The 25049-nt window shown below is 43.5% G+C and carries 22 protein-coding genes, 5 tRNA genes and 1 other annotated feature; of the genes, 17 read left to right on the top strand and 10 right to left on the bottom strand.

What is annotated here, in order from left to right; genetic code table 11:
• Positions 1-174: 174 nt before the first annotated feature.
• The 9 genes from noc to rpmH all read right to left on the bottom strand — a co-directional run bounded on the left by noc (position 175) and on the right by rpmH (position 8780).
• Complete coding sequence (gene noc, locus AAV90_RS04195; RefSeq protein WP_046496198.1) at positions 175-1038, bottom strand: nucleoid occlusion protein; 864 nt, start codon at positions 1036-1038, stop codon at positions 175-177.
• 1183 nt (positions 1039-2221) lie between these two features.
• A complete protein-coding gene (rsmG, locus tag AAV90_RS04190; RefSeq protein ID WP_052729594.1) occupies positions 2222-2869 on the bottom strand; it encodes a 16S rRNA (guanine(527)-N(7))-methyltransferase RsmG in 648 nt (215 codons plus the stop codon).
• A gap of 5 nt (positions 2870-2874) precedes the next feature.
• The gene (gene mnmG / locus AAV90_RS04185) at positions 2875-4752 is read right to left on the bottom strand and encodes a tRNA uridine-5-carboxymethylaminomethyl(34) synthesis enzyme MnmG (RefSeq protein WP_046496194.1); all 1878 of its coding nucleotides are present in this window, start codon (positions 4750-4752) and stop codon (positions 2875-2877) included.
• A gap of 18 nt (positions 4753-4770) precedes the next feature.
• Positions 4771-6147, bottom strand: coding sequence for a tRNA uridine-5-carboxymethylaminomethyl(34) synthesis GTPase MnmE (gene mnmE / locus AAV90_RS04180; RefSeq protein WP_046496193.1), 1377 nt, complete (start codon positions 6145-6147; stop codon positions 4771-4773).
• 288 nt (positions 6148-6435) lie between these two features.
• Positions 6436-7071: an RNA-binding cell elongation regulator Jag/EloR gene (jag, locus tag AAV90_RS04175; RefSeq protein WP_046496191.1), complete on the bottom strand. Its 636-nt coding sequence runs from the start codon at positions 7069-7071 to the stop codon at positions 6436-6438.
• Entirely contained in the window at positions 7031-7825 is a 795-nt protein-coding gene (locus AAV90_RS04170) for a YidC/Oxa1 family membrane protein insertase (protein WP_046496189.1), read from the bottom strand. The genes jag and AAV90_RS04170 overlap by 41 nt, the downstream gene beginning before the upstream one ends.
• A 110-nt stretch (positions 7826-7935) precedes the next feature.
• Positions 7936-8142 carry a membrane protein insertion efficiency factor YidD gene (gene yidD / locus AAV90_RS04165; RefSeq protein ID WP_046496187.1) on the bottom strand — a complete coding sequence of 69 codons (207 nt, stop codon included), beginning with the start codon at positions 8140-8142 and terminating at the stop codon, positions 7936-7938.
• Positions 8139-8474, bottom strand: a complete 336-nt coding sequence (gene rnpA / locus AAV90_RS04160; RefSeq protein WP_046496184.1) for a ribonuclease P protein component — start codon at positions 8472-8474, stop codon at positions 8139-8141. Before rnpA ends, yidD begins: the two co-directional genes overlap by 4 nt.
• Positions 8475-8645: 171 nt before the next feature.
• Positions 8646-8780 (bottom strand): 50S ribosomal protein L34, encoded by a 135-nt coding sequence (gene rpmH, locus AAV90_RS04155; RefSeq protein ID WP_046496183.1) that lies wholly within the window; start codon positions 8778-8780, stop codon positions 8646-8648.
• 262 nt (positions 8781-9042) lie between these two features.
• On the opposite strand from rpmH, the gene dnaA reads away from it, so the two are divergent.
• From dnaA to AAV90_RS04075, 17 genes are all read left to right on the top strand, one after another.
• Positions 9043-10350 carry a chromosomal replication initiator protein DnaA gene (gene dnaA / locus AAV90_RS04150; RefSeq protein WP_046496181.1) on the top strand — a complete coding sequence of 436 codons (1308 nt, stop codon included), beginning with the start codon at positions 9043-9045 and terminating at the stop codon, positions 10348-10350.
• A gap of 144 nt (positions 10351-10494) precedes the next feature.
• Positions 10495-11631: a DNA polymerase III subunit beta gene (dnaN, locus tag AAV90_RS04145; RefSeq protein WP_046496180.1), complete on the top strand. Its 1137-nt coding sequence runs from the start codon at positions 10495-10497 to the stop codon at positions 11629-11631.
• A gap of 18 nt (positions 11632-11649) precedes the next feature.
• Positions 11650-12753 carry a DNA replication/repair protein RecF gene (gene recF, locus AAV90_RS04140; protein ID WP_046496178.1) on the top strand — a complete coding sequence of 368 codons (1104 nt, stop codon included), beginning with the start codon at positions 11650-11652 and terminating at the stop codon, positions 12751-12753.
• Positions 12753-13004 carry an extracellular matrix regulator RemB gene (gene remB, locus AAV90_RS04135; protein ID WP_046496176.1) on the top strand — a complete coding sequence of 84 codons (252 nt, stop codon included), beginning with the start codon at positions 12753-12755 and terminating at the stop codon, positions 13002-13004. The genes recF and remB overlap by 1 nt, the downstream gene beginning before the upstream one ends.
• 2 nt (positions 13005-13006) lie before the next feature.
• On the top strand, positions 13007-14911 hold the full coding sequence (gene gyrB / locus AAV90_RS04130) for a DNA topoisomerase (ATP-hydrolyzing) subunit B (protein WP_046496173.1): 1905 nt from the start codon (positions 13007-13009) through the stop codon (positions 14909-14911).
• Positions 14912-15077: 166 nt separating this feature from the next.
• Complete coding sequence (gyrA, locus tag AAV90_RS04125) at positions 15078-17504, top strand: DNA gyrase subunit A (RefSeq protein WP_046496171.1); 2427 nt, start codon at positions 15078-15080, stop codon at positions 17502-17504.
• 212 nt (positions 17505-17716) lie between these two features.
• Positions 17717-18601, top strand: coding sequence for a pyridoxal 5'-phosphate synthase lyase subunit PdxS (gene pdxS / locus AAV90_RS04120; RefSeq protein WP_046496170.1), 885 nt, complete (start codon positions 17717-17719; stop codon positions 18599-18601).
• Positions 18591-19157 (top strand): pyridoxal 5'-phosphate synthase glutaminase subunit PdxT, encoded by a 567-nt coding sequence (pdxT, locus tag AAV90_RS04115; protein WP_046496168.1) that lies wholly within the window; start codon positions 18591-18593, stop codon positions 19155-19157. Before pdxS ends, pdxT begins: the two co-directional genes overlap by 11 nt.
• A 54-nt stretch (positions 19158-19211) precedes the next feature.
• Positions 19212-19408 (top strand) — a binding site (T-box leader).
• Positions 19409-19450: 42 nt separating this feature from the next.
• Positions 19451-20611 carry a pyridoxal-phosphate-dependent aminotransferase family protein gene (locus AAV90_RS04110; RefSeq protein ID WP_046496167.1) on the top strand — a complete coding sequence of 387 codons (1161 nt, stop codon included), beginning with the start codon at positions 19451-19453 and terminating at the stop codon, positions 20609-20611.
• A 21-nt stretch (positions 20612-20632) separates the two neighbouring features.
• Positions 20633-22228: a phosphoglycerate dehydrogenase gene (serA, locus tag AAV90_RS04105; protein ID WP_341363009.1), complete on the top strand. Its 1596-nt coding sequence runs from the start codon at positions 20633-20635 to the stop codon at positions 22226-22228.
• A gap of 42 nt (positions 22229-22270) precedes the next feature.
• The gene (gene serS, locus AAV90_RS04100) at positions 22271-23542 is read left to right on the top strand and encodes a serine--tRNA ligase (protein WP_046496165.1); all 1272 of its coding nucleotides are present in this window, start codon (positions 22271-22273) and stop codon (positions 23540-23542) included.
• A 181-nt stretch (positions 23543-23723) separates the two neighbouring features.
• Positions 23724-23811: transfer RNA gene (locus AAV90_RS04095), tRNA-Ser, on the top strand.
• 8 nt (positions 23812-23819) lie between these two features.
• Positions 23820-23913, top strand: a tRNA-Ser gene (locus tag AAV90_RS04090).
• Positions 23914-23997: 84 nt separating this feature from the next.
• A tRNA-Arg gene (locus tag AAV90_RS04085) sits at positions 23998-24074 on the top strand.
• A 28-nt stretch (positions 24075-24102) separates the two neighbouring features.
• Positions 24103-24178, top strand: a tRNA-Arg gene (locus tag AAV90_RS04080).
• A gap of 22 nt (positions 24179-24200) precedes the next feature.
• On the top strand, positions 24201-24656 hold the full coding sequence (tadA, locus tag AAV90_RS14410) for a tRNA adenosine(34) deaminase TadA (protein ID WP_207642045.1): 456 nt from the start codon (positions 24201-24203) through the stop codon (positions 24654-24656).
• Positions 24643-24734 (top strand) — tRNA-Ser (locus tag AAV90_RS04075). Before tadA ends, AAV90_RS04075 begins: the two co-directional genes overlap by 14 nt.
• 25 nt (positions 24735-24759) lie before the next feature.
• On the opposite strand, the gene AAV90_RS15245 is transcribed toward AAV90_RS04075, so the two are convergent.
• The coding region (locus tag AAV90_RS15245; protein WP_207642044.1) for a hypothetical protein at positions 24760-25049 on the bottom strand (290 nt) is incomplete at its 5' end.

Here is a 25049-nt window from a genome sequence, read left to right as displayed (position 1 = left end):
GGGGGTTACTGGGTGGGCTATCAAAAGTGCACAGCTGGCGGTTGAGGAATTAAGTGCCAGCAGATCTTGCTCCCGGCTCCATAGCCGTTCATGTTGGGCAAGCAACAGTTGAGATTAGAAAAGGATTTGATCCGCAGCTGTTGTGCCAAATCGTAAAGGTTCTACAAAACCAGCCTATCTTTGCGCCAGGATCTTATTATTAGGTTTAGCTTTGTTAATCCTGATAGTCAGTTCGTATTCATGCTCGGTTTCGTTTTCAGATAGAAACATATCTATCTCGGTTTTTCGGGCTCGCTGCACCGTTTCCTTAATTGTATTTAGAAAAATCCGGGCATCCCGTATTACCATGGAAACACTCGAAGCATCATGCTGTTTAGGCATCTCCGCCGGGATGTTGTTTTCCTTGACTTTTTCTACCAGGGCCTCGGTTTGCTTGACACTGAGCTCATGTTCATATATCTGCATGACAATAGCCTTTTGCATGTCGGTGCTGTTTAATTTTAGTAAAGCCCGGGCGTGGCGCTCGGTTATGGCTCCGGGAACGATTAATTCCCGAACTTCTTCCGGTATTTTTAGAAGTCTTGTTTTGTTGGCGATAAATGATTGACTCTTGCCGATTCTAAAAGCTAATTCCTCCTGAGTCATGCCGAATTGATTAAGCAGGGTCACATAGGCTATGGCTTCTTCAAAATAATTAAGTTCTTTGCGCTGCAAATTTTCAATTATGGACATGGCAAGAGCCGTTTCATCGTCCATCTCCTGCACGATTGCCGGAATACAGCGACGTCCTATCATTTTACAGGCCCGGTAGCGTCTTTCCCCGGCAATCAACTGATAGCCTGATTTGGTTTTCCTGACTATAACGGGCTGAATAATCCCATAAGTATGTATGGATTGAGCAAGCTCCCTTAATTCCAATTCATCAAATTCCAGTCTGGGCTGGTAAGGATTAGGACTAATCTCCTCCAAGGCAATATCCAACACCCTCATCCCCGGCCCCAGATTAAAAATTCTCTCCAGTTGCTGCTTAACCGCCATAATCCTGCCCCTCCTTAAAATGTTCACCGAAGCCGGTTACATCAGTTGCAACACAATCCTTCCCCATAGCCGCCTCTTAAAAATAGCTGCGGGAGTTACGAATTAGGAAACTTCCTCGCGGAAGCTAAAGCATCCGCTACGTAGAGCATCGTAATTTGAGTTAAAGCTCCTGCTCAAATTACCGGGTTTTTTAAGCATATGCGATGCTGCTACTGATAGCTTTTATAATTAAAGATAAAATCCCCCCGCAAAGACTACCGGTGCTCCCTAACGGTCGCTTTTAAGGTTGCCCCCTGCGAGGACTACTGATATGAACTTCGTTCATAATTAAGGTTGCTGTGTAAATCTGTCTTATCTGTGTTATCTGTGTCTATTAAAACCGCGTAAATCCGCGGAGATCCGCGTTATCCGCGTCTATTAGAAATCTATTTTCTTACTAAATGGCTCGCGATACGGACGGGGAAGCTTTGCTTCCCACCGGAAGCTAAAGCTTCCGCTACAGAGGAGCGGCCAAAGGTCGCCCCTACAAATTGCCGATTCTATTGAGCATTTACGATTATGCTGCTAATAGCGTTTTATTAATTAAAAATAATCCCCCTGCGGGCACTACTGATGCTCCCTAACGGTCACTTTTAAGGTTGCCCCCTGCGGGTACTACTGATATGAACTTCGTTCATAATTAAGGTTGCCCCCTGCGAGGACTACTGATATGAACTTCGTTCATAATTAAGGTTGCTGTGTAAATCTGTGTTATCTGTGTCTATTAAAACCGCGTAAATCCGCGGAGATCCGCGTTATCCGCGTCTATTAGAAATCTATTTTCTTACTAAATGGCTCGCGATACGGACGGGGAAGCTTTGCTTCCCACCGGAAGCTAAAGCTTCCGCTACAGAGGAGCGGCCAAAGGTCGCCCCTACAAATTGCCGATTCTATTGAGCATTTACGATTATGCTGCTAATAGCGTTTTATTAATTAAAAATAATCCCCCTGCGGGCACTACTGATATGAACTTCGTTCATAATTAAGGTTGCCCCCTGCGAGGACTACTGATATGAACTTCGTTCATAATTAAGGTTGCTGTGTAAATCTGTCTTATCTGTGTTATCTGTGTCTATTAAAACCGCGTAAATCCGCGGAGATCCGCGTTATCCGCGTCTATTTCAACTCTTAAGATCTTTAACTCTCAGATCGGCCTTTTAGCCGGTATCCCCACCCGGCGGGGATATTTTTGCGGGGTTGGGGCTTCTTTTTTTACCACCACAATCGCCCGGTCTTTCTCTTCCAGCAGACTATAAAGGCAAACATCTTCCACCCTGGCCTTAAACACCGTAAGGGCTTGTTCGGCCTGGGCTATTTCGGCGGCATAATTTTTGCCTTTCCATAAAAACAGCCTGCCCTCCAATTCAAGCAAGGGAAGTCCATACTCCAACAAGACATTTAAGGCTGCCACCGCCCGGCTCGTACAAATATCGTAATGGGCTCTGTAGAGAGGATTTTGTCCTAATATTTCCGCTCGTTCTCTTAGCACCCGGACGTTTTTCAGTCCTAATTCGCCAACCGCCTGGATCAAAAAATTGCTTTTTTTCAGATCAGACTCTACCAGTGTAAACATAGCATCCGGACAATATATGGCCAGCAACAGGGCAGGAAAACCAGCCCCGCTGCCGATATCGATAACCTTTTTATCTTTTATTTTATAGAAATCCAAAAGTTTAAGGCTGTCCTCCACATGGCCAATGAGTTCTTCACGCCCTGCCTTACGGCTTACCAGGTTCTGTTTTTCATTTTCCTTTATTAAAAGCTCCAAATATCTATTTACATTTATTTCCATATAAATTATCTAATTCCTTCTTTTCTTTTTAGGAAAATCAACAAGACATTTATGTCCGCCGGAGTTATCCCCGAAATCCGCGATGCCTGTCCGATTGATTCGGGCCGAAATTGTTTCAGTCTCTGCAAGGCTTCTGACGACAGGCCGCTTACCGTGTCATAATCAATATCTGCAGGTATCAGTTTATTTTCCATTTTTTCAAAACGGATTACCTGTTCCCTTTGTTTATTGATATAACCCTCATATTTGGATTGAATTTCCAATTGCTCCATAATGTCAGGGTTTTGCGGGGGAATAAGTCCCATTTCCACATAATCGCTAAGATTCACTTCCGGTCGGCGCAGCAATTCCCACAAGGAGACCCGGTCTTTAATCGGTGCGCTGTTCTTTTTCTGCAGATAACCAGCTATCGTTTTATCTGCCGGGGTGTAGGTGGTTTTTTGCAGGAGCTCAATTAACGAATCGAGTTGCCGCTTTTTGTTCTGATAAATCTGCCAGCGATAATCATCTACCAACCCCAGGCTTCTTCCCATTTCAGTCAAGCGCAGATCGGCATTATCCTGCCTTAAAAGTAAACGATATTCAGCTCGGGAGGTTAACAGTCGATAAGGTTCATCTGACTCTTTACTAATAAGATCATCAATTAATACGCCAATGTAAGCTTCGCTGCGCTTTAGAATAAAGGGAGGTTGATTTTTAACCTTAAGGGCCGCATTGATACCGGCGATTAATCCTTGAGCGGCAGCTTCTTCATATCCTGACGTTCCATTGATCTGTCCAGCCGTAAAAAGTCCGGCAATTTTTTTGCTCTCCAGGCTGAGTTTAAGCTGGGACGGCAGCACATAATCATATTCAATGGCATAGCCGGTTCTTATAATACGTACATTTTCCAGCCCGGGAATGCTTCGTAATACTGCCATTTGCACATCCTCAGGCAAACTGGTGTTTAATCCCTGTACATACATTTCATCCGTATCCCGGCCTTCCGGCTCTACAAATAACTGGTGGGATTCCTTGTGAGCAAAGCGCACTACTTTGTCTTCGAAAGAGGGACAATAGCGCGGTCCTTTGCCTTTAATTACTCCCGTATAAAGCGGTGATCTATTTAAATTATCCATGACAATTTGATGGGTTTTTTTATTGGAATAAGTAAGGTAGCAGGATAGCTGCTCCCGGTTTGCTTTAGGGGTAATAAATGAAAAATTGGGTACATCGGGATCCCCCGGCTGCTCGCTCATCTTGCTGAAATCCACACTCTTTCTATCGATACGCGGCGGCGTCCCGGTTTTAAACCTTCCCAGGGTAATTCCCATACTCCTTAAGCTGTCAGCCAGTTTGACCGAAGGAAATTGATTGGCGGGACCGCCTTCATAGGCAAGATCCCCTACTATAATACGCCCTTTTAAATAGGTTCCGGAGGTGACCACCACCGCCTGACATGCAAAACGAGCTCCGGTACGGGTAATAACTGCACATACTTGCTCATCCTGGCACTGAATGTCTTCTATTTCGGCCATCAAAATATGCAGGCCTTCCTGTTGGAGAATCGTTTTCATTAATTCCCGATGATATTCATGTTTATCTGCCTGAGCCCGCAATGACTGAACCGCCGGGCCTTTGCCAGTATTAATCATCCGCATCTGCAGGTTGGCTTTATCAATGTTTATTCCCATCTCTCCGCCCAAGGCATCTATTTCCCGAACCAATTGAGCCTTGGCCGGCCCTCCAATTGAAGGATTGCAAGGCATCAATCCGATTCCTTCCATGCTTAAAGTGGCCAAGAGGGTCTGACATCCCATCCGGGCAGATGCCAGTGCAGCTTCACATCCGGCGTGTCCGGCACCTATTACCACCACATCATAACTGCCTGCTTCGTAAATCATTTTAACCTCCCCTTGAAGTTATTTACCGATGCAAAAATCATGGAAAATGCGATCTATGATATCTTCCTTAAGGGACTTGCCGCTTAACTCGCCTAGTCTCTCTAGGGCTCCCCATATATCCACCCCCAGACAATCCAGAGGCATCGTGCCCAGTGCCTCTAAAGCTGCCTGCATATGCGCCAGGGAGTTTTGCAAGGCCAGTTTTTGGCGCAGGTTTATCATTATCTCTAGGCCATCATGCATCGTTTCTGTGCCTAACACCAGGTCATAAACAGCCTGTTCAAGTTCATCCAGACCGGTCTCCATTTTTACTGAGCTTTTAATCACGGTCATATTCTGAAATTTTTCCCTAAGCTCGGCTGGACTGATTTTTTTATCTTCTATATCTTCCTTGTTCACTAAGACAATCATCTTCTCAGCCGGGATGCCCGCAAAGATATCCATGTCTTCATCGCTTATACCGGCTGAAAAATCCACCATAAAAAGCACCAGATCAGCGTTTTCGATAACCTCTTTGGATTTTTGAACCCCGATTAATTCCACCAGATCTTCAGTCTCCCTTATCCCCGCCGTATCCACAATTTTTACCGGTATCCCCCGGATGTTTATATATTCTTCGATTACATCCCGGGTCGTCCCCGGAATATCCGTTACGATAGCTCGCTCCTTTTGGGCCAGGGCATTAAGGAGACTAGATTTGCCTACATTGGGTTTGCCGCAAATGACCATATTAATTCCGTCCCGGTATACTTCCGCCCGTTGCCCGGCCTTAAGCAGCTGTTTAATTTTATTTATACATGACTCGAGTATTCTGCGGGCCTCAGCATCGTCCAAATCGCCTACTTCATCAGGAAAATCCAAACTTGCTTCCAGCATGGCATTAAGGTGCAGCAATTGTTCTTCTAGGTCCGCAATTAACTGCCCCTGCCGGCCGCCCAATTGCTGTACCGCCAGCTTCAGTCCGCGATCGGTTTTAGCCCTGATAATATCAATAACCGCTTCTGCTTGACTTAATTCCAGACGGTCATTTAAAAAAGCCCGCTTGGTAAACTCCCCCGGTTCAGCTAATCTTACCCCTGTATCCAAACAGCGTTTTAAGCAACGTCTGATTGCCAGGCTGCCTCCATGGCAGTTTATCTCTACTACATCTTCCCCGGTATAGCTATGCGGAGCCCGCATCACACTTACCAATACTTCATCAATCTTCTCCCCCTCTAGATCAAGCAGCCATCCCAGGTTAAGGGAAAAGTTATTTCTCAGGGTCAAGGGCAGATCTTTATTATAGGGATGGAAAAAACCACTGACCGTTTCGACCACCCCCGACCCGCTTAAGCGCACTATCCCTACCGCCCCTTCACCCGGCGGTGTCGATATAGCAACAATTCTATCACTCATTAATCAAACTCCATACTTTAATTATTTGACGGTAATTTACTTAGTTTCTCCTGTATTTTAACGTTTATTTGCCATGTGTCATCCGCTCTTAGCTATCGGCAGCGGAAGCTGAAGCATCCGCTGCGATTTTTTGATTATATAACAAGATGTTAAAGACAGCGAATTATTAATTAAATCTGTCTTAAGTCTGTAATCTGTATCTGTTAAAAGCGCGTGCATCCGCAGGAATCCGCGTTAGCTGCGTCTATTATTTTGCCGTTAAAAAAAGGCCCCGCCGGGGCCTTTAAATTATTTTTTTAATGATATGACCACCTTGCGGTTGGGTTCATCTCCCATAGAATAGGTTACGATCTGGGGATCTTCCTGGAGTACAGTATGTACTATCCTTCTTTCTTGTGAACTCATGGGACGCATGACCACATTTTTCTGGGTCTTCTTTACTTTGTCCGACAGCCTGATAGCCAGAGACTCCAGGGATTCTTCTCTTTTCTTGCGATAATCTTCCACATCCAGTACTAACCTGATTTTTTGCTCCAGCTGGCGGTTAATTATTAAACCAGCAATAAATTGTAGTGAATTAAGGGTCTCTCCCTTACGTCCGATTAATAAACCCATATCATTGCCAACAATATTAATTCGAACCGTCCCTTTTTCAGCTTCAACGTTATTGATCTGATAGTCGATTTTCATTCTATCCAGGATATCTTCTACAACCTGGCGGGCATATTCTTCGGGACTCATAACTGTTTTTAAAGTAACCTTTACCACTGCCGGCTTGCTGCCTATTAAACCTAACAGTCCTTTATTGCCTTCATCAATTATTTCCACTTCAACGTCGTCTAAATCGCAGCCCAATTCATCCAGAGCTGCCTTTACAGCCTCATCAACGTTTTTTCCCCTTTTTTCTATTGTTTGGTTTGGCATTTTTCTCTTTTCCTCCTTTGTCCCTCCCTGCGGCTTTTGACTTGCTGCTTGCTTCTCGGTTTAAAGAAGGGTTATTATTCCCCTGCAGCTCTACCTTGTTTCCCGTTCCAACCGTCACTATTTGTTTTTGTTGATTTACATATAACTGTTGCGCTATACCGAGTATATTAAATACAACCCAGTAAAGTGGCAGTCCGGCCGGCATTTTATAGGCAATGTAGGCCATAAAAAGAGGCATAAAATACAACATGGTTTTCTGAGTGGGGTCATTACTGTCAACCATAGAAATTCTTTGTTGTACGTAGGTGGTGACCGCAGCTAGAATAGCCAAAATAAAATATGGATCGGGGTTGCCGATGTTAGGGATCCATAAAAAACCCGCATGTGCCTCATTGACAAATTTAAAATTATAAAGGGACTGGTAAAAAGCAATAAAAATAGGCATTTGAATAAGCAGGGGCAGGCAACCGCTCAAAGGGTTTACTCCATGCTCCTGGTATAATTCCATCAGCTTTTTCTGCATCATCTGTGGATCATCTTTATATTTTTCTTGTAAATATTTAGTTTTTGGCTGTATTTCCTGCATGGCACGCATGGAATGCATCTGTTTTTGGGTTAAGGGAAACATAACCAATTTGATGGCGATTGTCATAAAAATAATCGCTAATCCATAATTGGGCAACCCTATATGTGCAGTTAATCCATACATGATATTAATGACACTAGCAAACCATTGCACAAAAGTCTGCCACAAATTTTAACCCTGCTACCTAAATACTTCTACCTTTTGATAGCAGGTGTCACCTCCTTAGACTTAACAATTGCATTGAATTAATGGGTTTTCTTGAAAATTAATCCCCCACATTAAGGTACCGGATCATACCCACCCGGATGAAAAGGATGACATTTGGTAATTCTTTTAACAGTTAACCATCCTCCTTTAATTGTGCCGTATCTGGCAATTGCTTCCATGGCATAGTTGGAACAGGACGGGTAAAAACGACAAGAAGGTCGCTTAAATATAGTAATTTTTTGATAGGCTTTTATTAAAAATATAAAAATATTTTTCAAATTAATCGTGCCTTCTTAAAGATACTTAACAGATCCTTCTCCATCAATTTAAAGTCAGCCTGTGTAATATTGTAACGAGTGATAATAACCGTATCATAGCCGCCATTAATTTTATTCAGGTTATTATGAATAATTGCTCTTAATTGTCTTTTAGCCCGGTTTCTGACTACGGCATTGCCTGTTTTTTTTGAACTTACTATACCAAAGCGGCTATATTCTAAAGTATTGGACGCTATGAAAACAATTATATATCTTCCTTGTATTTTTTTTCCATTCTTATATATATAATTGTATTCTGCTTTTTTATTTATACGATGTTTTTTATCCAGCATCCATATTCCTTCTAAATATAGGTAAATTTTACATAAATATAGCCTTTTTTATACTTCTTTAAACAGCCACTTAAAATCCTGATCAGCCATAATATCAGCCGGGCCCTTTATTACTTGTCTTTTAATTATTACTAATCGCTTAAGGTAAAATAAAAGGCCGCTTTTAACGACCTAAGCAGACAGTGATTTTCTTCCTTTTTTTCTTCTCATTGCCAGTACTTTTCTGCCTCCAGCCGTTGACATTCTCTTTCTGAATCCATGTACTTTCTTGCGTTGCCTGTTTTTTGGCTGAAATGTTCTTTTCATATTTAAATGCCTCCCTTAATTTTTCCAGTACTTTTTAATTATATTTACAAAACAATGGACATGTCAAGATTCTTAGCCTTTCTAAATACTTCTAAATGAATATAAGATCTGATATTATTATACTATATCTGAAATTATACTATCTTTAACAGGCTTGAAATAGTGCCTTCTTTTATATAATATTGATTCTTGTCCAGATATCCACAAGATATGCACTTATCCACTTAGGTTTTTGTCCACAAATCAACAGGAGGCTTTCTATATGTCCTATGATTATGATTATATAGCGGTATGGGATAAAGTATTGCAGAGTGTTAAGGCTGAAATTGGTTCTACAAGTTTTGATATTTGGTTTCCCCAGGTGAAATATAACACCTGCCGCAATGAAAAAATCTATATAAGCGTCCCTAATACACTCACCAAGGAATGGATTGAATCTCGTTATCTGGAGAATATGCAAAAAACATTCCGCGACCTGACCCAGCAAGATATAAATTTAATACTTACTACTGAGCCTATCGGAAAAGATGCTTATATTTCACCTTTAAATCCTAAATATACATTTGATACCTTCGTAGTAGGTAACAGTAATCGTTTTGCCCATGCTGCCTGTTATGCCGTGGGGGAAGCGCCTTCGCGCGCCTATAATCCCTTGTTTATTTACGGCGGAGTAGGTCTTGGCAAAACCCATCTTATGCAGGCTATCGGCCATCGCATCCTGGCTAATAATCCTAAATATTCGGTCATGTATGTTTCCTCGGAGCAATTTACCAATGAATTGATCGGTGCCATTAAAGATGATAATACCCCGGGTTTTCGCAATAAATATAGAAACATCGATGTATTGTTAATAGATGATATTCAGTTTTTGGCCGGCAAGGAACGAACCCAGGAAGAATTTTTCCATACATTTAATACCCTATATGAGGCCAACAAGCAGTTGGTAATATCCAGTGACCGCCCGCCGCGCAATATACCTACTCTGGAAGACCGACTGCGTTCCCGTTTCGAATGGGGATTAATAACCGACATTCAAATACCTGATCTGGAGACCCGGATCGCTATTTTACGTAAAAAAGCTCAAACCGATGATTTTAATATACCTTATGACGTTCTGGATTATATAGCTAATTACATCGACTCCAACATTAGGGAATTGGAAGGCGCCTTGGTAAGACTCGTTGCCTACGCAACAATAAATGATAAACCCTTAAATATGGCTACCGCCGCCGAAGCTTTAAAAGATATTCTGCCCCCACCCGGGCCCAAAAAGATTACCATTGAATGTATTCAAAAAGAGGTTTGCAAATACTATGACCTGGAATTGTCAGAAATGTTATCTAAAAAAAGAAATAAACAATTGGTCGTTCCCCGGCAGATAGCCATGTATATATGCCGTAAACTTACGGACGCCTCCCTGCCTTTGATTGGAGATCAATTTGGAGGACGCGATCATACCACGGTTTTACATTCCCTGGATAAAATAGACCGGGAAATAAACGAACAGCCAGAATTAGCGGCGGTCATCGATCAACTTTGTAAACAGGTTGACCCTGCGTATGGCAGCTAAGTGGACAAGTTATAAACAGGGTTTTTATATAACGAAAAAACAGAGTGGATATATATTTGCAAGGGTTTTCCACACTTTGAACACTACTACTACGGTTACTACTATCTTTTTTAAATAATAAATAATAAAGGACGGAGGCTGCCAATGAAACTAAATATAGAAAAAAGAGAGCTTTCAGCTCTCACTACCATGGTTTACAGGGCTGCATCTACAAAAAACACTATCCCTTATTTGTCAGGACTGCTATTACAACTCAGTCATGATAAAGGCCTAACTATGACTGCTACTGATATGGAAATAGGTATCAGAGCCAGCACTACCAACGTTGATGTCATCGAAGAAGGCACGGTTTTGGTTAACGCTAACTACTTGGCTGATTTTATAAAATTATTGCCCGATACCCTTATATCTATGGAGCTTAATACCAGTAACTCCAAGCTTAATATCAATTATGGACGTTCCTCAGGAAATATAAATATATACAGAGAACTGGAATACCCCGAACTGCCCATTCAAAAGATGGACTTTCGTTTTAGCATTCCACAAAATATTTTAAAAGAAGCCCTGCGTAAAACCGTTTTTGCCGCGGCGGCCAATCACTTCCGTCAAGTTTTTACCGGGGTTTTATTCGATATCCTGGAAGATGGTCTTTTAAAAATTGTAGCCTCTGATACGCATCGCCTGGCTTACTACACATACCAAATGGATAGTAAGCCCGCTCCTTTTAAATTTGTAATTCCAGTACGCACCGTACATGAATTATTAAGATTTTTAGACGATAGCGACAACCTTATAAATATTGCTATTTCCGATAACAACGTTATTTTCTATCAAGATGAATTTTTACTCTTATCGCGCTTAATCGAAGGACAATACCCCAATTACGAAACGGTAATACCGGCTAATTTCATAAGTAATCTCAGCATAAATGCCCATACTTTGGCCAACAGCCTGGAAAGAGCTAAAATAATGCCTACCGATGATCGGTTTAAAATACAACCAGTGCAGCTTGCCATGCAAGAGAATGAACTTTTAATAAATTCATACTCGGAAGCAATGGGGGAAATAGTTGAAATAATCGAAGATATTAGTATAGAGGGAGAAAAGGAATTAAAAATCGTTTTTAACACTAATTATTTCCTGGAAGCAGTAAAGGTGTTTGATCAGGAGTGTGAAAATATTATTATAGATTTTTCAGGTTCTTTCGCACCGGCTGTACTAAAAAATCCAGAAAAAGACAATTATTTATATATACTCGTCCCTATGCGGACTAACAATTAAGAAGTAGGCCGATCAGGTTTGGTAATTAAAAATTTAAAAATCAATAATTTCAGAAATTTAAAAAAAGTAGATCTTCAACCTGCAAACGGCTTGAATATAGTAACCGGCGAAAACGCTCAGGGAAAAACTAATCTGCTTGAAGCTATATATGTTTTGTCGGCCGGTAATTCATTTCGCTCCGGTAAGGATTTACAGATGATTAATTATGGAGCCACCCGCTATCAGATTAAAGCCTCCTATTCATGTCAATCCCGAGATTTTATAGCGGCCCTGGTTTTTGACGGTCAAACCAAAAACTTATTGATAAACCAAAAAAAAGTTCAATTTTCTTATCCAGATAGCTTAAAAGTGGTATTATTTAATCCAGATGATTTATTTTTGATTAAAGGATCGCCTAATAAAAGACGATCTTTTATTGATTTTATTCTGCAACAGCTTTCCGCCGAGTATAGTTATGATTTGGTTAATTATTCTAAAATTTTAAAAAAACGTAATTTAATTTTAAAAACAGAGCAAACTAATAAACAGGGTTTTACTATAATTAACCAGTTATTTATCGAAAATGCTGTAAAAGTTATTATTAAAAGAATAAATCTGGTCAATATAATTGATGAATTGGCAGCACCGTTGTTTTTAGAAATAAACGGCGGCCGCCATGAGTTCCGGACAAAATATGCCATTTCATTTCCGGTAGAGGATGATAAAATTAATCAAAATATTCTTTATAAATCTTTAAGCGAGCAGATGGAAAAAAAATTGAGTGAAGAAATTAAACGTAAACAAAGTTTAATCGGCCCTCAATTAGATGATATAAACTTTTATTTGGATGGAAAACCGGCTAAAGTATTTGCTTCCCAGGGACAACAGCGTAATATGGTTATCTGTTTAAAACTGGCCGAGGTATATGCTTTTAAAAAAGTTAAAGGCTATTATCCGGTTTTTTTACTGGATGAAGTACTGGCAGAATTAGATGAAAACAAAAGGTTACTTTTACTTAAACATCTTGAACAAGCGCAATTTCAGTCTTTTTTAAGTGCAGTAAATATTGATGCACAGGATGATTTAAAAGCAGCAGTTTTTCATATTAAGAACGGACAAATAAAGGGAGAGGAGAAAATATAATGTATATTCATTTAGGAAACGATGTAGTAATATCGGCACAAAACGTTATTGCCATAGTTAATATTGATGAACCTTTGTCCGCGGATCTGCAAGATATAATTGATATGGCTACGGTGGAGAAAAAATTATTAAAAATTACCGATCAGGAAAAAAACAAAGCTCTGGTTATTTGCGATGATTGCGTCTATATTTCTCCGATATCATCCAATACGTTATATAAAAGAGCCAATAATTACTACAAGGAGGTTTAAAATTGGGCAACCACGATAACGGTTATAATGCCTCCGATATTCAGGTTCTGGAAGGCCTAGAGGCGGTACGCAAAAGGCCAAGTATGTATATAGGTTCCACAGGACCAAAAGGTTTACACCATTTGGTTTTTGAAATAGTGGATAACAGCATTGATGAATCTGTCGGAGGTTACTGTAATAAAATTGAGGTTTTTATTAATCCCGACAACAGCATAACGGTAAGGGACAATGGGCGAGGCATTCCGGTTGATATCCATCCCGTAATGGGAATACCAGCCATTGAAGTCATCATGACTACGCTGCATTCCGGAGGCAAATTCGGCGGTAGCGGCTACAATATTTCCGGAGGTCTGCATGGCGTAGGCCTGTCAGTCGTAAACGCCCTATCATCCCGAATGGAAATTGTTGTCAAAAGAGACGGACATATTTACAAACAGGAATATAGAAAAGGAAAACCGGCCAGCGCCTTGCAGGTTTTAGGAGAGTCAGATGAAAGCGGAACCAGTATTTATTTCGTGCCGGATCCGGAAATATTTGAGGAAACCATATTCGAAAAAGATATCCTGGTACAGCGAATCCGGGAATTGTCTTATCTTAACAAAGGATTACTGATTGAATTTACCGATCAAAGGGTCGGAGAAGAATACAGTCGACAGTTTAATTCCAATGGATTAATGGATTTCGTGACGTATATTAACAAGAAAAAGGAACCCATAAATAGCAAGCCTGTTTATTTCGAGATAAAAAAAGGCGATGTAGTTGTGGAAACAGCTATTCAGTACAACAACGGTTATAGTGAAAATATTTATTCTTTTGCCAACAATATAAGAACCCAGGAAGGCGGCACCCATGAAGTAGGTTTTAAAAATGCCCTGACCCGGGTAGTAAACGATTATGCCAAAAAGATTGGCGCCTTGAAAGACAACGATTCCAATTTAGCCGGGGAAGATATCCGGGAAGGCATAGTGGCCATTATTTCGGTTTTGGTAAAAGATCCTCAATTTGAAGGGCAAACAAAAACCAAATTGGGTAACAGCTATATACGAGGGGTAGTAGAGAGCGCGGTTTATGATAACCTGGAAGATTATTTAAATGAAAACCCCATCGATGCCAAAAAAATTGTGGAGAAAGCATTATCTGCTCGAAGGGCGCGGGAAGCAGCCAAGAAAGCCCGGGAGCTGACCCGTCGTAAAAGCGCCCTGGAATCTACCTCCCTGCCAGGCAAACTAGCCGATTGCAGCAGTACCGACCCGTCCATATCCGAACTTTTTATAGTAGAAGGAGATTCGGCCGGAGGTTCGGCCAAACAAGGCCGGGATCGCAATACCCAGGCTATATTGCCTTTGCGCGGCAAGATTTTGAATGTGGAAAAAGCCCGGCTGGATCGGGTGCTGGCCAGTGAAGATATCCGCAACCTGATTACGGCTATCGGTACGGGTATAGGTGAAGATTTTGATATCAGCAAAGCCCGTTACCATAAATTGTTTATTATGACTGATGCGGATGTGGACGGTTCGCATATTAGAATTTTATTGTTGACCTTTTTCTATCGCTATATGCGGGAATTAATAGAAAATGGCTATGTCTATATTGCTCAGCCGCCCCTGTATGGTATTAAAAGAGGCAGCGAAATAAAATATTTTTATAATGACGCCGAACTTAATGAGTTTATGAGCCAGACCGATAAAAAATGGTCTATTCAGCGCTATAAAGGCTTGGGGGAAATGGATGCCGAGCAGCTTTGGTCAACAACTATGGATCAGAACAGCCGGGTTATATTACAGGTAACTGTGGATGATGCTATCCAGGCAGACGAGGCTTTTTCAGATTTGATGGGAGACAACGTTGAACCGCGCAAAGAATACATTCAAGCCAATGCCCGCTACGTCAGTAATTTGGATATATAAGGAAAGGGGACACACCGGCTCCGCAGGAATGTCCCCTAGCAGGAAACATGTAGTTGGCCTATCTAGGATAAAAGCTTTTTGACGACATCCTAATTCTGGTGGAAAAGAAGTTTAGAATATTATTGGCGCGGTAGTATGTAACCTTATTCAAGGGGGATATAATCAATTGGGACAAGATAATCTTTTTGACAGAGTAATACCTATAGACATAGAAAAAGAGGTTCGAAAATCATTTCTGGAATATTCGATGAGTGTCATCGTTTCCCGGGCCCTGCCGGATGTACGGGATGGATTAAAGCCAGTACATCGGCGGATTTTATATGCCTTATATGATCAGGGCATGACCCATGACAAACCCCATAAAAAATCCGCCACCATAGTTGGAGAAGTAATGGGTAAGTATCATCCCCATGGTGATGCCGCCATTTATCAAACCATGGTCAAATTAGCCCAGAACTTTTCCATGCGCTACCCCTTAATAGACGGGCACGGAAATTTTGGATCAGTAGATGGAGATGAAGCGGCCGCCATGCGTTATACGGAATCACGTATGGCCAAAATAGCAGCTGAGATGGTCAAGGATTTGGATAAGGAAACCGTTGATTGGCGTCCTAATTATGACGATACCCGTCAGGAACCGGCCGTTCTGCCGTCACGGATTCCTAATCTGCTGGTTAATGGATCTGCCGGCATTGCCGTGGGTATGGCAACCAATATGCCCCCTCACAATCTATCCGAAGTCGTCGAGGCACTGAAAATGTATATAGACGACCCGGAGGTCACTTTGGACGAAATTATGACCGTATTGCCCGGACCCGACTTTCCTACCGCTGGCATTATGGATTCCAAAGGGATACGTCAGGCATATACTAGTGGACGCGGCAGCATAAAAATCAGGGCCCGCTATGAAATTGAAGAGCGCAAAAACGGCAAGACTGCGATTATTATTTCCGAAATACCTTATCAGGTCAACAAGGCGCGTCTGATTGAAAAAATTGCCGATTTAGTCAGGGAGAAAAAGATAGACGGCATCGTTGCCTTACGGGACGAATCAGCCCGCAAGGGCATGCGCATCGTAATTGAGGTACGCCGGGATGTTAATATAAATGTGCTTATAAATAATCTATTTAAACATACCCAGTTGGAAGATAGTTTTGGTATCAACAATGTGGCCCTGGTCAATGGTGAACCGAAAACCCTGGGTCTAAAACAGCTAATGCAGTACTATATTGAGCATCGTCAGGATGTTATTACCCGCCGCACCATCCATGATCTAAAACTGGCCCAGGCTCGTAAACATATTGTGGAAGGTCTGCAGATAGCCATTGATAACCTGGACGAGATAATTAATCTGATCCGCTCATCAAAAGACAGGGAGACAGCCCGCAATGCTTTAATCGCACGGTTTGATTTAACCGAAATACAGGCCAATGCTATTTTAGATATGCGTTTTGCCCAGTTAACAGGTTTGGAAAGAACCAAACTGGAAGAAGAGTACCGGGAACTATTAGCCCGGATAGCTGATTATGAAGATATCTTGGCTCATGAGGAAAGGGTACTGCAGATTATCAAAGAAGATCTAGATGAAATAAAAGACAAATATGGAGATAAAAGGCGCACAGAAATAAATTATGATAGTTCCGAATTTAATGAAGAAGATTTCATCGAGGATCATGAAGTGGTGATAACCCTTAGCAATCGTGGCTATATCAAACGCCAGCCCCTGGATACCTATAAGGCTCAGAAAAGGGGCGGCAAAGGGGTTAGTTCCACCAGTACCCGCGCCGAGGATTTTGCCCTGGATGTGTTGGTTACGGGGGTATTAAATAACATCTTGTTTTTCACCAACCAGGGACGGGTATTTTGCTCCAAGGCCTACCATATCCCCGAGTCGTCCCGGCAGGCTAAAGGCCAGACCTTGGTTAACTTTATGGAACTAAGACCCGAGGAAAAAGTAAGCACCATCATATCAGTTAAGGTATTTGATGAAAAACGACATTTATTGATGGTAACCAGAAAAGGAACCGTCAAAAAAGTGGCCTTGGATAGTTTCAGCAACATCAGAAAATCTGGTCTTATTGCCATCAATTTGGCCGATGACGATGAACTGGTGGATGTATTAAGGGTTGAAAAAGATGACCGGATAATGCTGGTAACATCTTTCGGACAATCTATCAGTTTCCTGGAAGGACAGGTGCGGCCCATGGGCAGGACTGCAGCGGGGGTTAAAGGAATAAATCTGGGCAGAGACGATTTTGTCATCGGTGCTGATAAGTACCGACCTGAGGCCGAGGCAGTACTGGTTACCGTAAACGGCTACGGCAAAAGAACCCGCCTGGAAGAATTCAACCTGCAAAACCGCGGCGGTAAAGGCTTAAAAACGATTGATGTGAACAACAAAAACGGTCCGGTGGTTGGTTTTAAGATCGTTAAGGAAGATGAAGAATTGGTTATTTTAACGAGCGAAGGACAGATTATTCGCCTGGAAACCGAAGATATATCGACCCAGAAAAGATACTCACGGGGGGTTGTCGTCATGAGAATTGGCGAAGGGGACAGTATCGCCGCAGTAGCCCGTTTTAAAACAGAATAACCCCGCTAATGAGCGTCCAAGATCACAAAAAAAGGTTTATGTGTAATATTGTGAGTATAAAAGATCACATAAGTTCAGGAGTTTTCCACTTGTTGGCACGGTTTAAAACCAACCGGATTATGTTAAAATATTTTTTAGTCATATACAAATGATCAAACGAGGCTATTTTTATTTATCTTTGGCAGTCAAGCCAAAGTCTGGAGGTAGGAACCATGGTTGAAAAAGGTACGTTTAATCTTAAATCTGGGCTGGCCCAAATGTTAAAAGGCGGGGTAATAATGGATGTTACCACCCCGGAGCAAGCCAAAATAGCCGAGGAAGCCGGAGCCTGCGCAGTTATGGCACTGGAAAGGGTACCAGCGGATATCAGGGCGGCAGGCGGTATTGCGAGAATGGCTGACCCGTCCATTATCTTACGCATTATGGAAGCAGTTACCATACCGGTGATGGCTAAATGCCGGATCGGCCATTTCGTTGAAGCCCAGGTGCTGGAATCCTTGGGGATTGACTATATTGACGAGAGTGAAGTACTCACCCCGGCAGATGACAGATATCATATCAACAAACACGATTTTAAGGTTCCTTTTGTATGTGGAGCCCGCAATCTGGGCGAAGCCCTGCGGCGTATCGGCGAGGGTGCGGCTATGATCCGTACCAAAGGAGAACCGGGAACCGGTAATGTTATTGAAGCCGTACGTCATATCCGCCAGGTTAATGATGAAATCCGCTGGGTCAGCAATCTGCCGACCGAGGAATTGATGACGGCTGCCAAAGAATTAGAGGCGCCTTATGAACTGGTGTTGGAAGTAGCTAAGCAAAAAGCCTTGCCGGTGGTAAATTTTGCCGCGGGCGGTATTGCTACCCCGGCCGATGCCGCAATGATGATGCAATTGGGTTGCGATGGGATATTTGTAGGTTCAGGGATATTTAAATCCGGTGACCCGGCTCAAAGGGCTAAAGCTATCGTTGCCGCCACCACCTATTACAAAGATCCAGCCGTATTAGCAGAAGTATCCCGTGATCTGGGCGAGGCGATGGTAGGAATCAATATCGATACCATAAAGCCGGAAGAGAGGATGCAGGAGCGTGGCTGGTAAAACCGTTGGTATACTGGCTTTGCAGGGTGCTTTTAGAGAGCATGAAAGAGCCCTGCAAAAATGCGGGGCTAAGGCTCGGCAGGTTCGTACCCGGGATGAACTCGAACAGGTTGACGCATTAATTATTCCCGGCGGAGAGAGTACCGCCATCAGCAGATTAATGCAGACTTTTCAGCTGGACGAGGAGATTATCGAAAGAAATCGTCAGGGTATGGCGATCTGGGGCACCTGTGCCGGTATGATTCTTTTGGCCCATGAGATTGTGGGAATTAAGCAGCCGACCTTGGGCTTGATGAATACAGCAGTGGTACGCAACGGTTTTGGACGGCAAGCCGATAGTTTTGAGGCGGATTTGGATATTGAAGGGATCGGTTCGGGGAAAGGCTTATTTATTCGGGCCCCCTATGTGCAGAAAGTCTGGGGCCAAGCAAATATTTTGGCCTGTTTTGAGGAAAAAATCGTCATGGTTGAAGAAGGAAAACTGCTGGCAACGGCGTTTCATCCGGAATTAACCGCGAACCTAAGTATACATGACTATTTTCTGCAAAAAATATAAATTAACTTGTAATCTACCTGACCCTATTATATAATTTAGTCCAAACTCAATAAAATAAAACGATGATGGGGATTAGTATGAATCCGGGCTATGCAAGAGAACTGGTGGTTGGTGCGAACCAGGGTAGCCGCGTTCTGAATCCACCCCGGATGCAGACTCTAAAAAAGTCTCGGTGGTTCCGTTATAACCTTTCAAGCGGGTATGTTATACCAACTAGGGTGGCAACGCGGGAAATACCTCTCGTCCCTGATCGGGACGGGAGTTTTTTATATTTAAGGAGGTTTTTTAAGAAGATGATGGGCGAACCATATTTGTTGTTGCCCGGCCCTACTCCTATACCAGAACGGGTGGCACGGGCGATGAACCGACCCATGATTAATCATCGGGGAATTGAATTTAAAGACATTTTGGAAGATGTCGTAGACGGTATTAAAAAAATTTACCGCACCGAGTCCGATGTACTGATTTACCCGTCCTCAGGAACCGGCGGACTGGAAGCCGCCGTAGTCAATTTTATTTCTCCGGGCGAAAAGGTTCTGGCCTTGTCCATAGGCATTTTTGGAGATCGTTTTGCCTCCATAGCCAGTAACTTTGGGGCTGATGTGGAAAAAATGAGTTTTGCCTGGGGAACCGGGGTTGATCCAGAACAGGTCAAAAAACGCCTGCTGGAAGACAAAAACAGGGAAATAAAAGCGATTTTGATAACCCATAATGAAACCTCCACCGGTGCTTTTAACGACCTGAAATCGATCCGCGATATTATGGGTGATCATCCCGCTCTTTTATTGGTTGATGCGGTAAGCGGCATGGCCGCGATCGATTTAAAAATGGACGAATGGCAGTTGGATGTGGTGGTCAGTGGCTCCCAAAAAGCATTTATGCTGCCACCGGGTTTAAGTTTTTTAGCCTTTAGCCAAAAAGCCTATCAAGTTTATCTGCATAATAAAAATAACAAATATTATTGGGATATAGCCGAAGGATTAAAATACATGGAAAAAGGGCAAACTCCCTTTACCCCACCTATTTCTTTGTATTACGGATTACAGGAAGCACTGCGCATGATGCTGGAAGAAGGTGTGGATAAAGTAATTGCTCGTCACAAAGGTTACCGGGATATCGTAAGGGCCAGTATCAAAGCTATGGGGTTGGAACTGCTGGCCGAGGACAGGTACGCTTCCCCAGCTGTTACTTCGGTGGTGGCTCCGCAAGATATCGGTGCCAACCCGATCCGCAACTATATGCAGGAAGAATTTAATATTGTATTGGCGGGAGGGCAGCAAAAACTTGACAATGTGATCTTTAGGGTAGGACATCTGGGTTATGTGCGGGAACTGGATCTGCTGTCCGTCTTGGCTGCTCTGGAAATTACGCTGGTGCGGTTTGGTTTTCCGCTTAAACTGGGTGTCGGCTTGCAAGCGGCCCAGCAAGTTATATATGAGAGACATCAAAAATAAGCAGTATCAGGAAGGGGTAAAATGATGGAAAGAAAGAGAGTAATAGTAAGCGAGAGAATAGCAGAAGAAGGACTCCAGTTGCTAAGAAGCGAGCTGGATGTTGATTATAGAGACGGCATCTCTCGCAGTGAACTGTTGGATATAATTGATCAATATGATGCGCTGATTGTAAGAAGTGTTACCCAGGTCAACGAAGAATTGGTAAAAAAGGCCACCCGTCTTAAGGTGGTCGGTCGGGCCGGCAATGGTATAGACAATATTGATGTGGATGCATGTACCCGTTATGGAATCATTGTAGCCAACACGCCAGACAGCAACACTATTTCAGCAGCAGAACAGACCATCAGTTTGCTGCTCTCTTCGGTACGCAATACGGCCTGGGCCAACGATGTGCTCAAAGCTGGAACCTGGGATAGAAAGCCGTTTCGGGGCACGGAGCTGTACGGAAAAACCGTAGGTATCGTGGGCCTGGGGCGGATCGGCTCTATGGTAGCGACCCGCCTAAAAGCTTTTAATATGAACGTCATTGCTTATGACCCGTATATTGCTGATGAACGCTTTGAAAGGTTCGGCGCCGAGAAGAAAAACACCCTGGAAGAGCTGGCCCAGGAAGCCGATATCATTACAGTGCATACCCCCAGAAACGAGGAAACCATGCACCTGATCAATGAAGATATCCTGGCAGTAGCTAAAAACGGTGTAGGTCTGGTCAATTGTGCCCGGGGTGGTATCATAAAAGAATCCGCTATTATTGAAGGTCTGGAAAGTGGCAAGATATCCAGTGTAGGTCTGGACGTATTTGAAAAGGAACCGGCGACCGGCAATCCGCTTTTCAATTATTCGCGAGTGGTATGTACCCCGCATCTAGGAGCCGATACTTATGAAGCCCAAAAAAGGGTGGGAGAAAACATTGCCGAACAGGTCATCCTGGCTCTTAAAGGCGGCATCGTACCTAACGTAGTAAATCTTCCCTCGGTTTTAAGCGAAGAACTGGATTATCTGCGTCCCTATATAACCCTGGCAGAAAAAATGGGCAATATTTATTATCAGGTGGAAAAAACACCTATTAGCCGGGTTGAAATAACTTACAGCGGGCCTATTACCATCAATGAAACGGAAATGCTCACGATTGGCTTTTTAAAGGGATTACTGGAGCCGGTTTTATGGGAAAAGGTGAAATACGTCAATGCCCGGCTGATGGCTGATGAGAGAGGAATAAAAATCTATGAGCGTAAGGAAGAACAAAGCCCCAAACGCTATAAAAATCTTCTAAATATAAAAATATTTAATCAGGATCGTGAAATGGAACTCAGCGGGACTATTTCCCGCGCCAGAAATCCGCTCCTGGTGGAGATAAATGGTTACGAAACCGAAGCCGATTTGGAAGGCTACGTATTAATGATGCAAAATGAGGATCGCCCGGGAGTAATTGGAACCTTGACAACTGCCCTGGGTGAAGCCGGAGTAAATATTGCGGCCATGAAAGTTGCCCGTAAAACTAAAGGTGAAACGGCAATAATGATTTTAAACGTTGACAATAAAATTGAGGAAGACACCCTTAAAGCATTAACCAGGATAGATGGTCTTATCGGTGAACCCAAACTGCTCCATTTTTAAAGGTTGCAGATAAGCCCATCAGCTTGAAAGGAGGCTGGTTTGATGTTGGATGCCAAGATAATCAGAGCCAACCACCAGCAAGTAGAAGAAGCCCTGCGAAACCGAAATATGCCAGGGGCACTGGAAAATTTTCTAAATCTGGATGAAGAAAGGCGCAAGCTTTTGACCCAGGTCGAAGAAATCAAAGGTTTTCGTAATAAAGCGTCTCAGGAAGTTGGCGCACTAAAGAAAAAGGGTCAAGACGCTGCTGAATTGATGGAAAAGGTTCGCCAAACAGGTCAGGAGATCAAGACCCTGGATGAAAAAATAAAGGAGATTGAAACCAAGCTTAATAAAATATTGCTCAATATTCCCAATATTCCCCATGAATCTGTGCCGGTAGGCGCTGATGAAAACAGCAACCTGGAGGTGCGGCGCTGGGGAGAACCACGTCAGTTTACCTTTGAACCCCAGGCCCACTGGGATATCGGCCCCAATCTTGATGTGCTGGATTTTGAGCGGGCCGCCAAATTATCCGGAGCCAGATTTACGGTTTACAAGGGCTGGGGTGCCAGGTTAGAAAGAGCGATTATTAATTTCTATTTGGATATCCATACCGGAGAGCACGGTTACCGGGAGGTATTTCCGCCTTTTATGGTCAATGGTGAATGTATGCTGGGCACCGGTCAGCTGCCCAAATTTGCCGAGGATATGTTCAAGATAGAAGGACGGGAGATGTATATGGTGCCAACTGCCGAGGTGCCATTGACCAACCTGTATCGGGAAGAAATAATAGACGGACAGGATCTGCCCTTTTATATGACGGCATATACAGCCTGCTTCAGAGCCGAAGCAGGCTCGCACGGTCGAGATACCCGGGGACTAATCCGCCAGCATCAGTTTAATAAAGTAGAACTGGTGAAAATCGTTGCGGCCGATAGTTCCTATGATGAGCTGGAAAAACTTACCCGGGATGCGGAGCGGGTCCTGCAGCTGTTGGAGCTGCCCTATCGGGTAATGCTGCTTTGTACAGGGGATATGGGCTTTTCATCGGCTAAAACCTATGACCTGGAAGTATGGATGCCCAGTTATAATGATTATAAAGAAATATCCTCCTGCTCAAATTGTGAAGATTTCCAAGCGCGGCGGGCCAACATCCGTTATCGCAGTGCCCGGGGAGAGAAGCTTCAGTATGCCCATACCCTCAACGGTTCCGGTGTAGCCATAGGAAGAACGGTAGCCGCTATACTGGAAAACTATCAGCAGGAAGATGGCTCGGTGCTTGTGCCCAAGGTTTTAAGGCCTTATATGGGTGGACTGGAGCTGATCAAATAATATTCCGTTGGGCGGGCCGCGAAAATACAGCTACCCGCAAGCGGCATAAAAAAGTTTTATTATGTTGCCGGGGTGCGCTTAGCGCCCGGTATATTCCTGCTCAAGGCTGGTTGACAACGTCAAAAGGCTGTGATATACTTTCACTTGCATTGGGCAGCAAATGCTGGTGCATCCCTTTTTGGGAGGAGTGTCCGAGTGGTTTAAGGAGGCGGTCTTGAAAACCGTTGGGCTTCACGGTCCCGTGGGTTCGAATCCTACCTCCTCCGCCATAATATCTGGAGAGATGGCCGAGCTGGCTGAAGGCGCTCGCCTGCTAAGCGAGTAAGCGGCTTAAAACTGCTTCGAGGGTTCGAATCCCTCTCTCTCCGCCATTAAGATCCTGCCCAGGCTTTTTTTATGTTAAAAATCAATGGCGCCTTTGCAGAAATGTATGGTGCAAGCAGATTTTTTTATAAGCGCCTGTAGCTCAGCTGGATAGAGTAACAGACTACGAATCTGGAGGCCGGGGGTTCGAATCCCTCCAGGCGCGCCATTTTAAAAACTGCTTTTAGCAAAATCGAGCGCCCGTAGCTCAGTGGATAGAGCAACGGTTTCCTAAACCGTGTGTCAGGGGTTCGACTCCCTTCGGGCGCACCATATGGCGGTGAGTCCCGATAAAATGAAGGATGAATTATATATGCGATTGGCTCTCTATCTTGCCCAGCAGGCTTATCAACTGGGGGAAATACCGGTAGGAGCAGTCGTAGTACATGAAGATGAAGTCATTGCTTGGGCGCATAATGAAAAAGAATTTCGCCATGATGCCACGGCTCACGCTGAGATCCTGGCCCTGCAAAGGGCAGCCCGGTATTTAGGCAACTGGCACTTAAACAATGCCACTCTGTACTGTAATTTAGAGCCATGTCCCATGTGCGCAGGAGCTATGCTAAACACTCGCTTAAAAAGACTGGTGTATGCCTGCCGCGACCCTAAAGCCGGAGCGGCCGGATCTGTTATCGACCTGGTTCGGTATCCGGGACTAAACCATCAAGTACAGATCGAAGGTGGCCTTCTCCAAGAAGAATCCAGTAAGCTGCTAAAATCTTTCTTTGCAGATTTGAGGAGAGATGGCTGAGTACGGTTGAAGGCGCTCGACTCGAAATCGAGTGAACCAGTGATGGTTCCGTGGGTTCGAATCCCACTCTCTCCGCCACTTATAAAAGTGCCGGAAAATTATTTTAAAAGACGCGGATAAAGCGGCTCAAAAAAACCGTAGCGGATGCTTTAGCTTCCGCGGCAAGAGAAAAAAAACCGGAAAACCGTAGCGGATGCTTTAGCTTCCGCGGCAGGAGAAAAACCGGTATTAATAGACACAGATAGCACAGACCCTTCGGGCACAGATTAACACAGATCTTATCTTTAATTAATAAAACGCTGTCTGTAGCATCACCGTATATGCTCAAAAAAACCGTAGCGGATGCTTTAGCTTCCGCGGCAGGAGAAAAACCGGTATTAATAGACACAGATA

Origin of the sequence: Syntrophomonas zehnderi OL-4 (genome assembly GCF_000983115.1) — a bacterium.
Taxonomy (GTDB): domain Bacteria; phylum Bacillota; class Syntrophomonadia; order Syntrophomonadales; family Syntrophomonadaceae; genus Syntrophomonas_B; species Syntrophomonas_B zehnderi.
The sequence above is the reverse complement of the archived record's forward strand: the minus strand, read 5'-3'. Positions and strand labels throughout refer to the sequence as shown.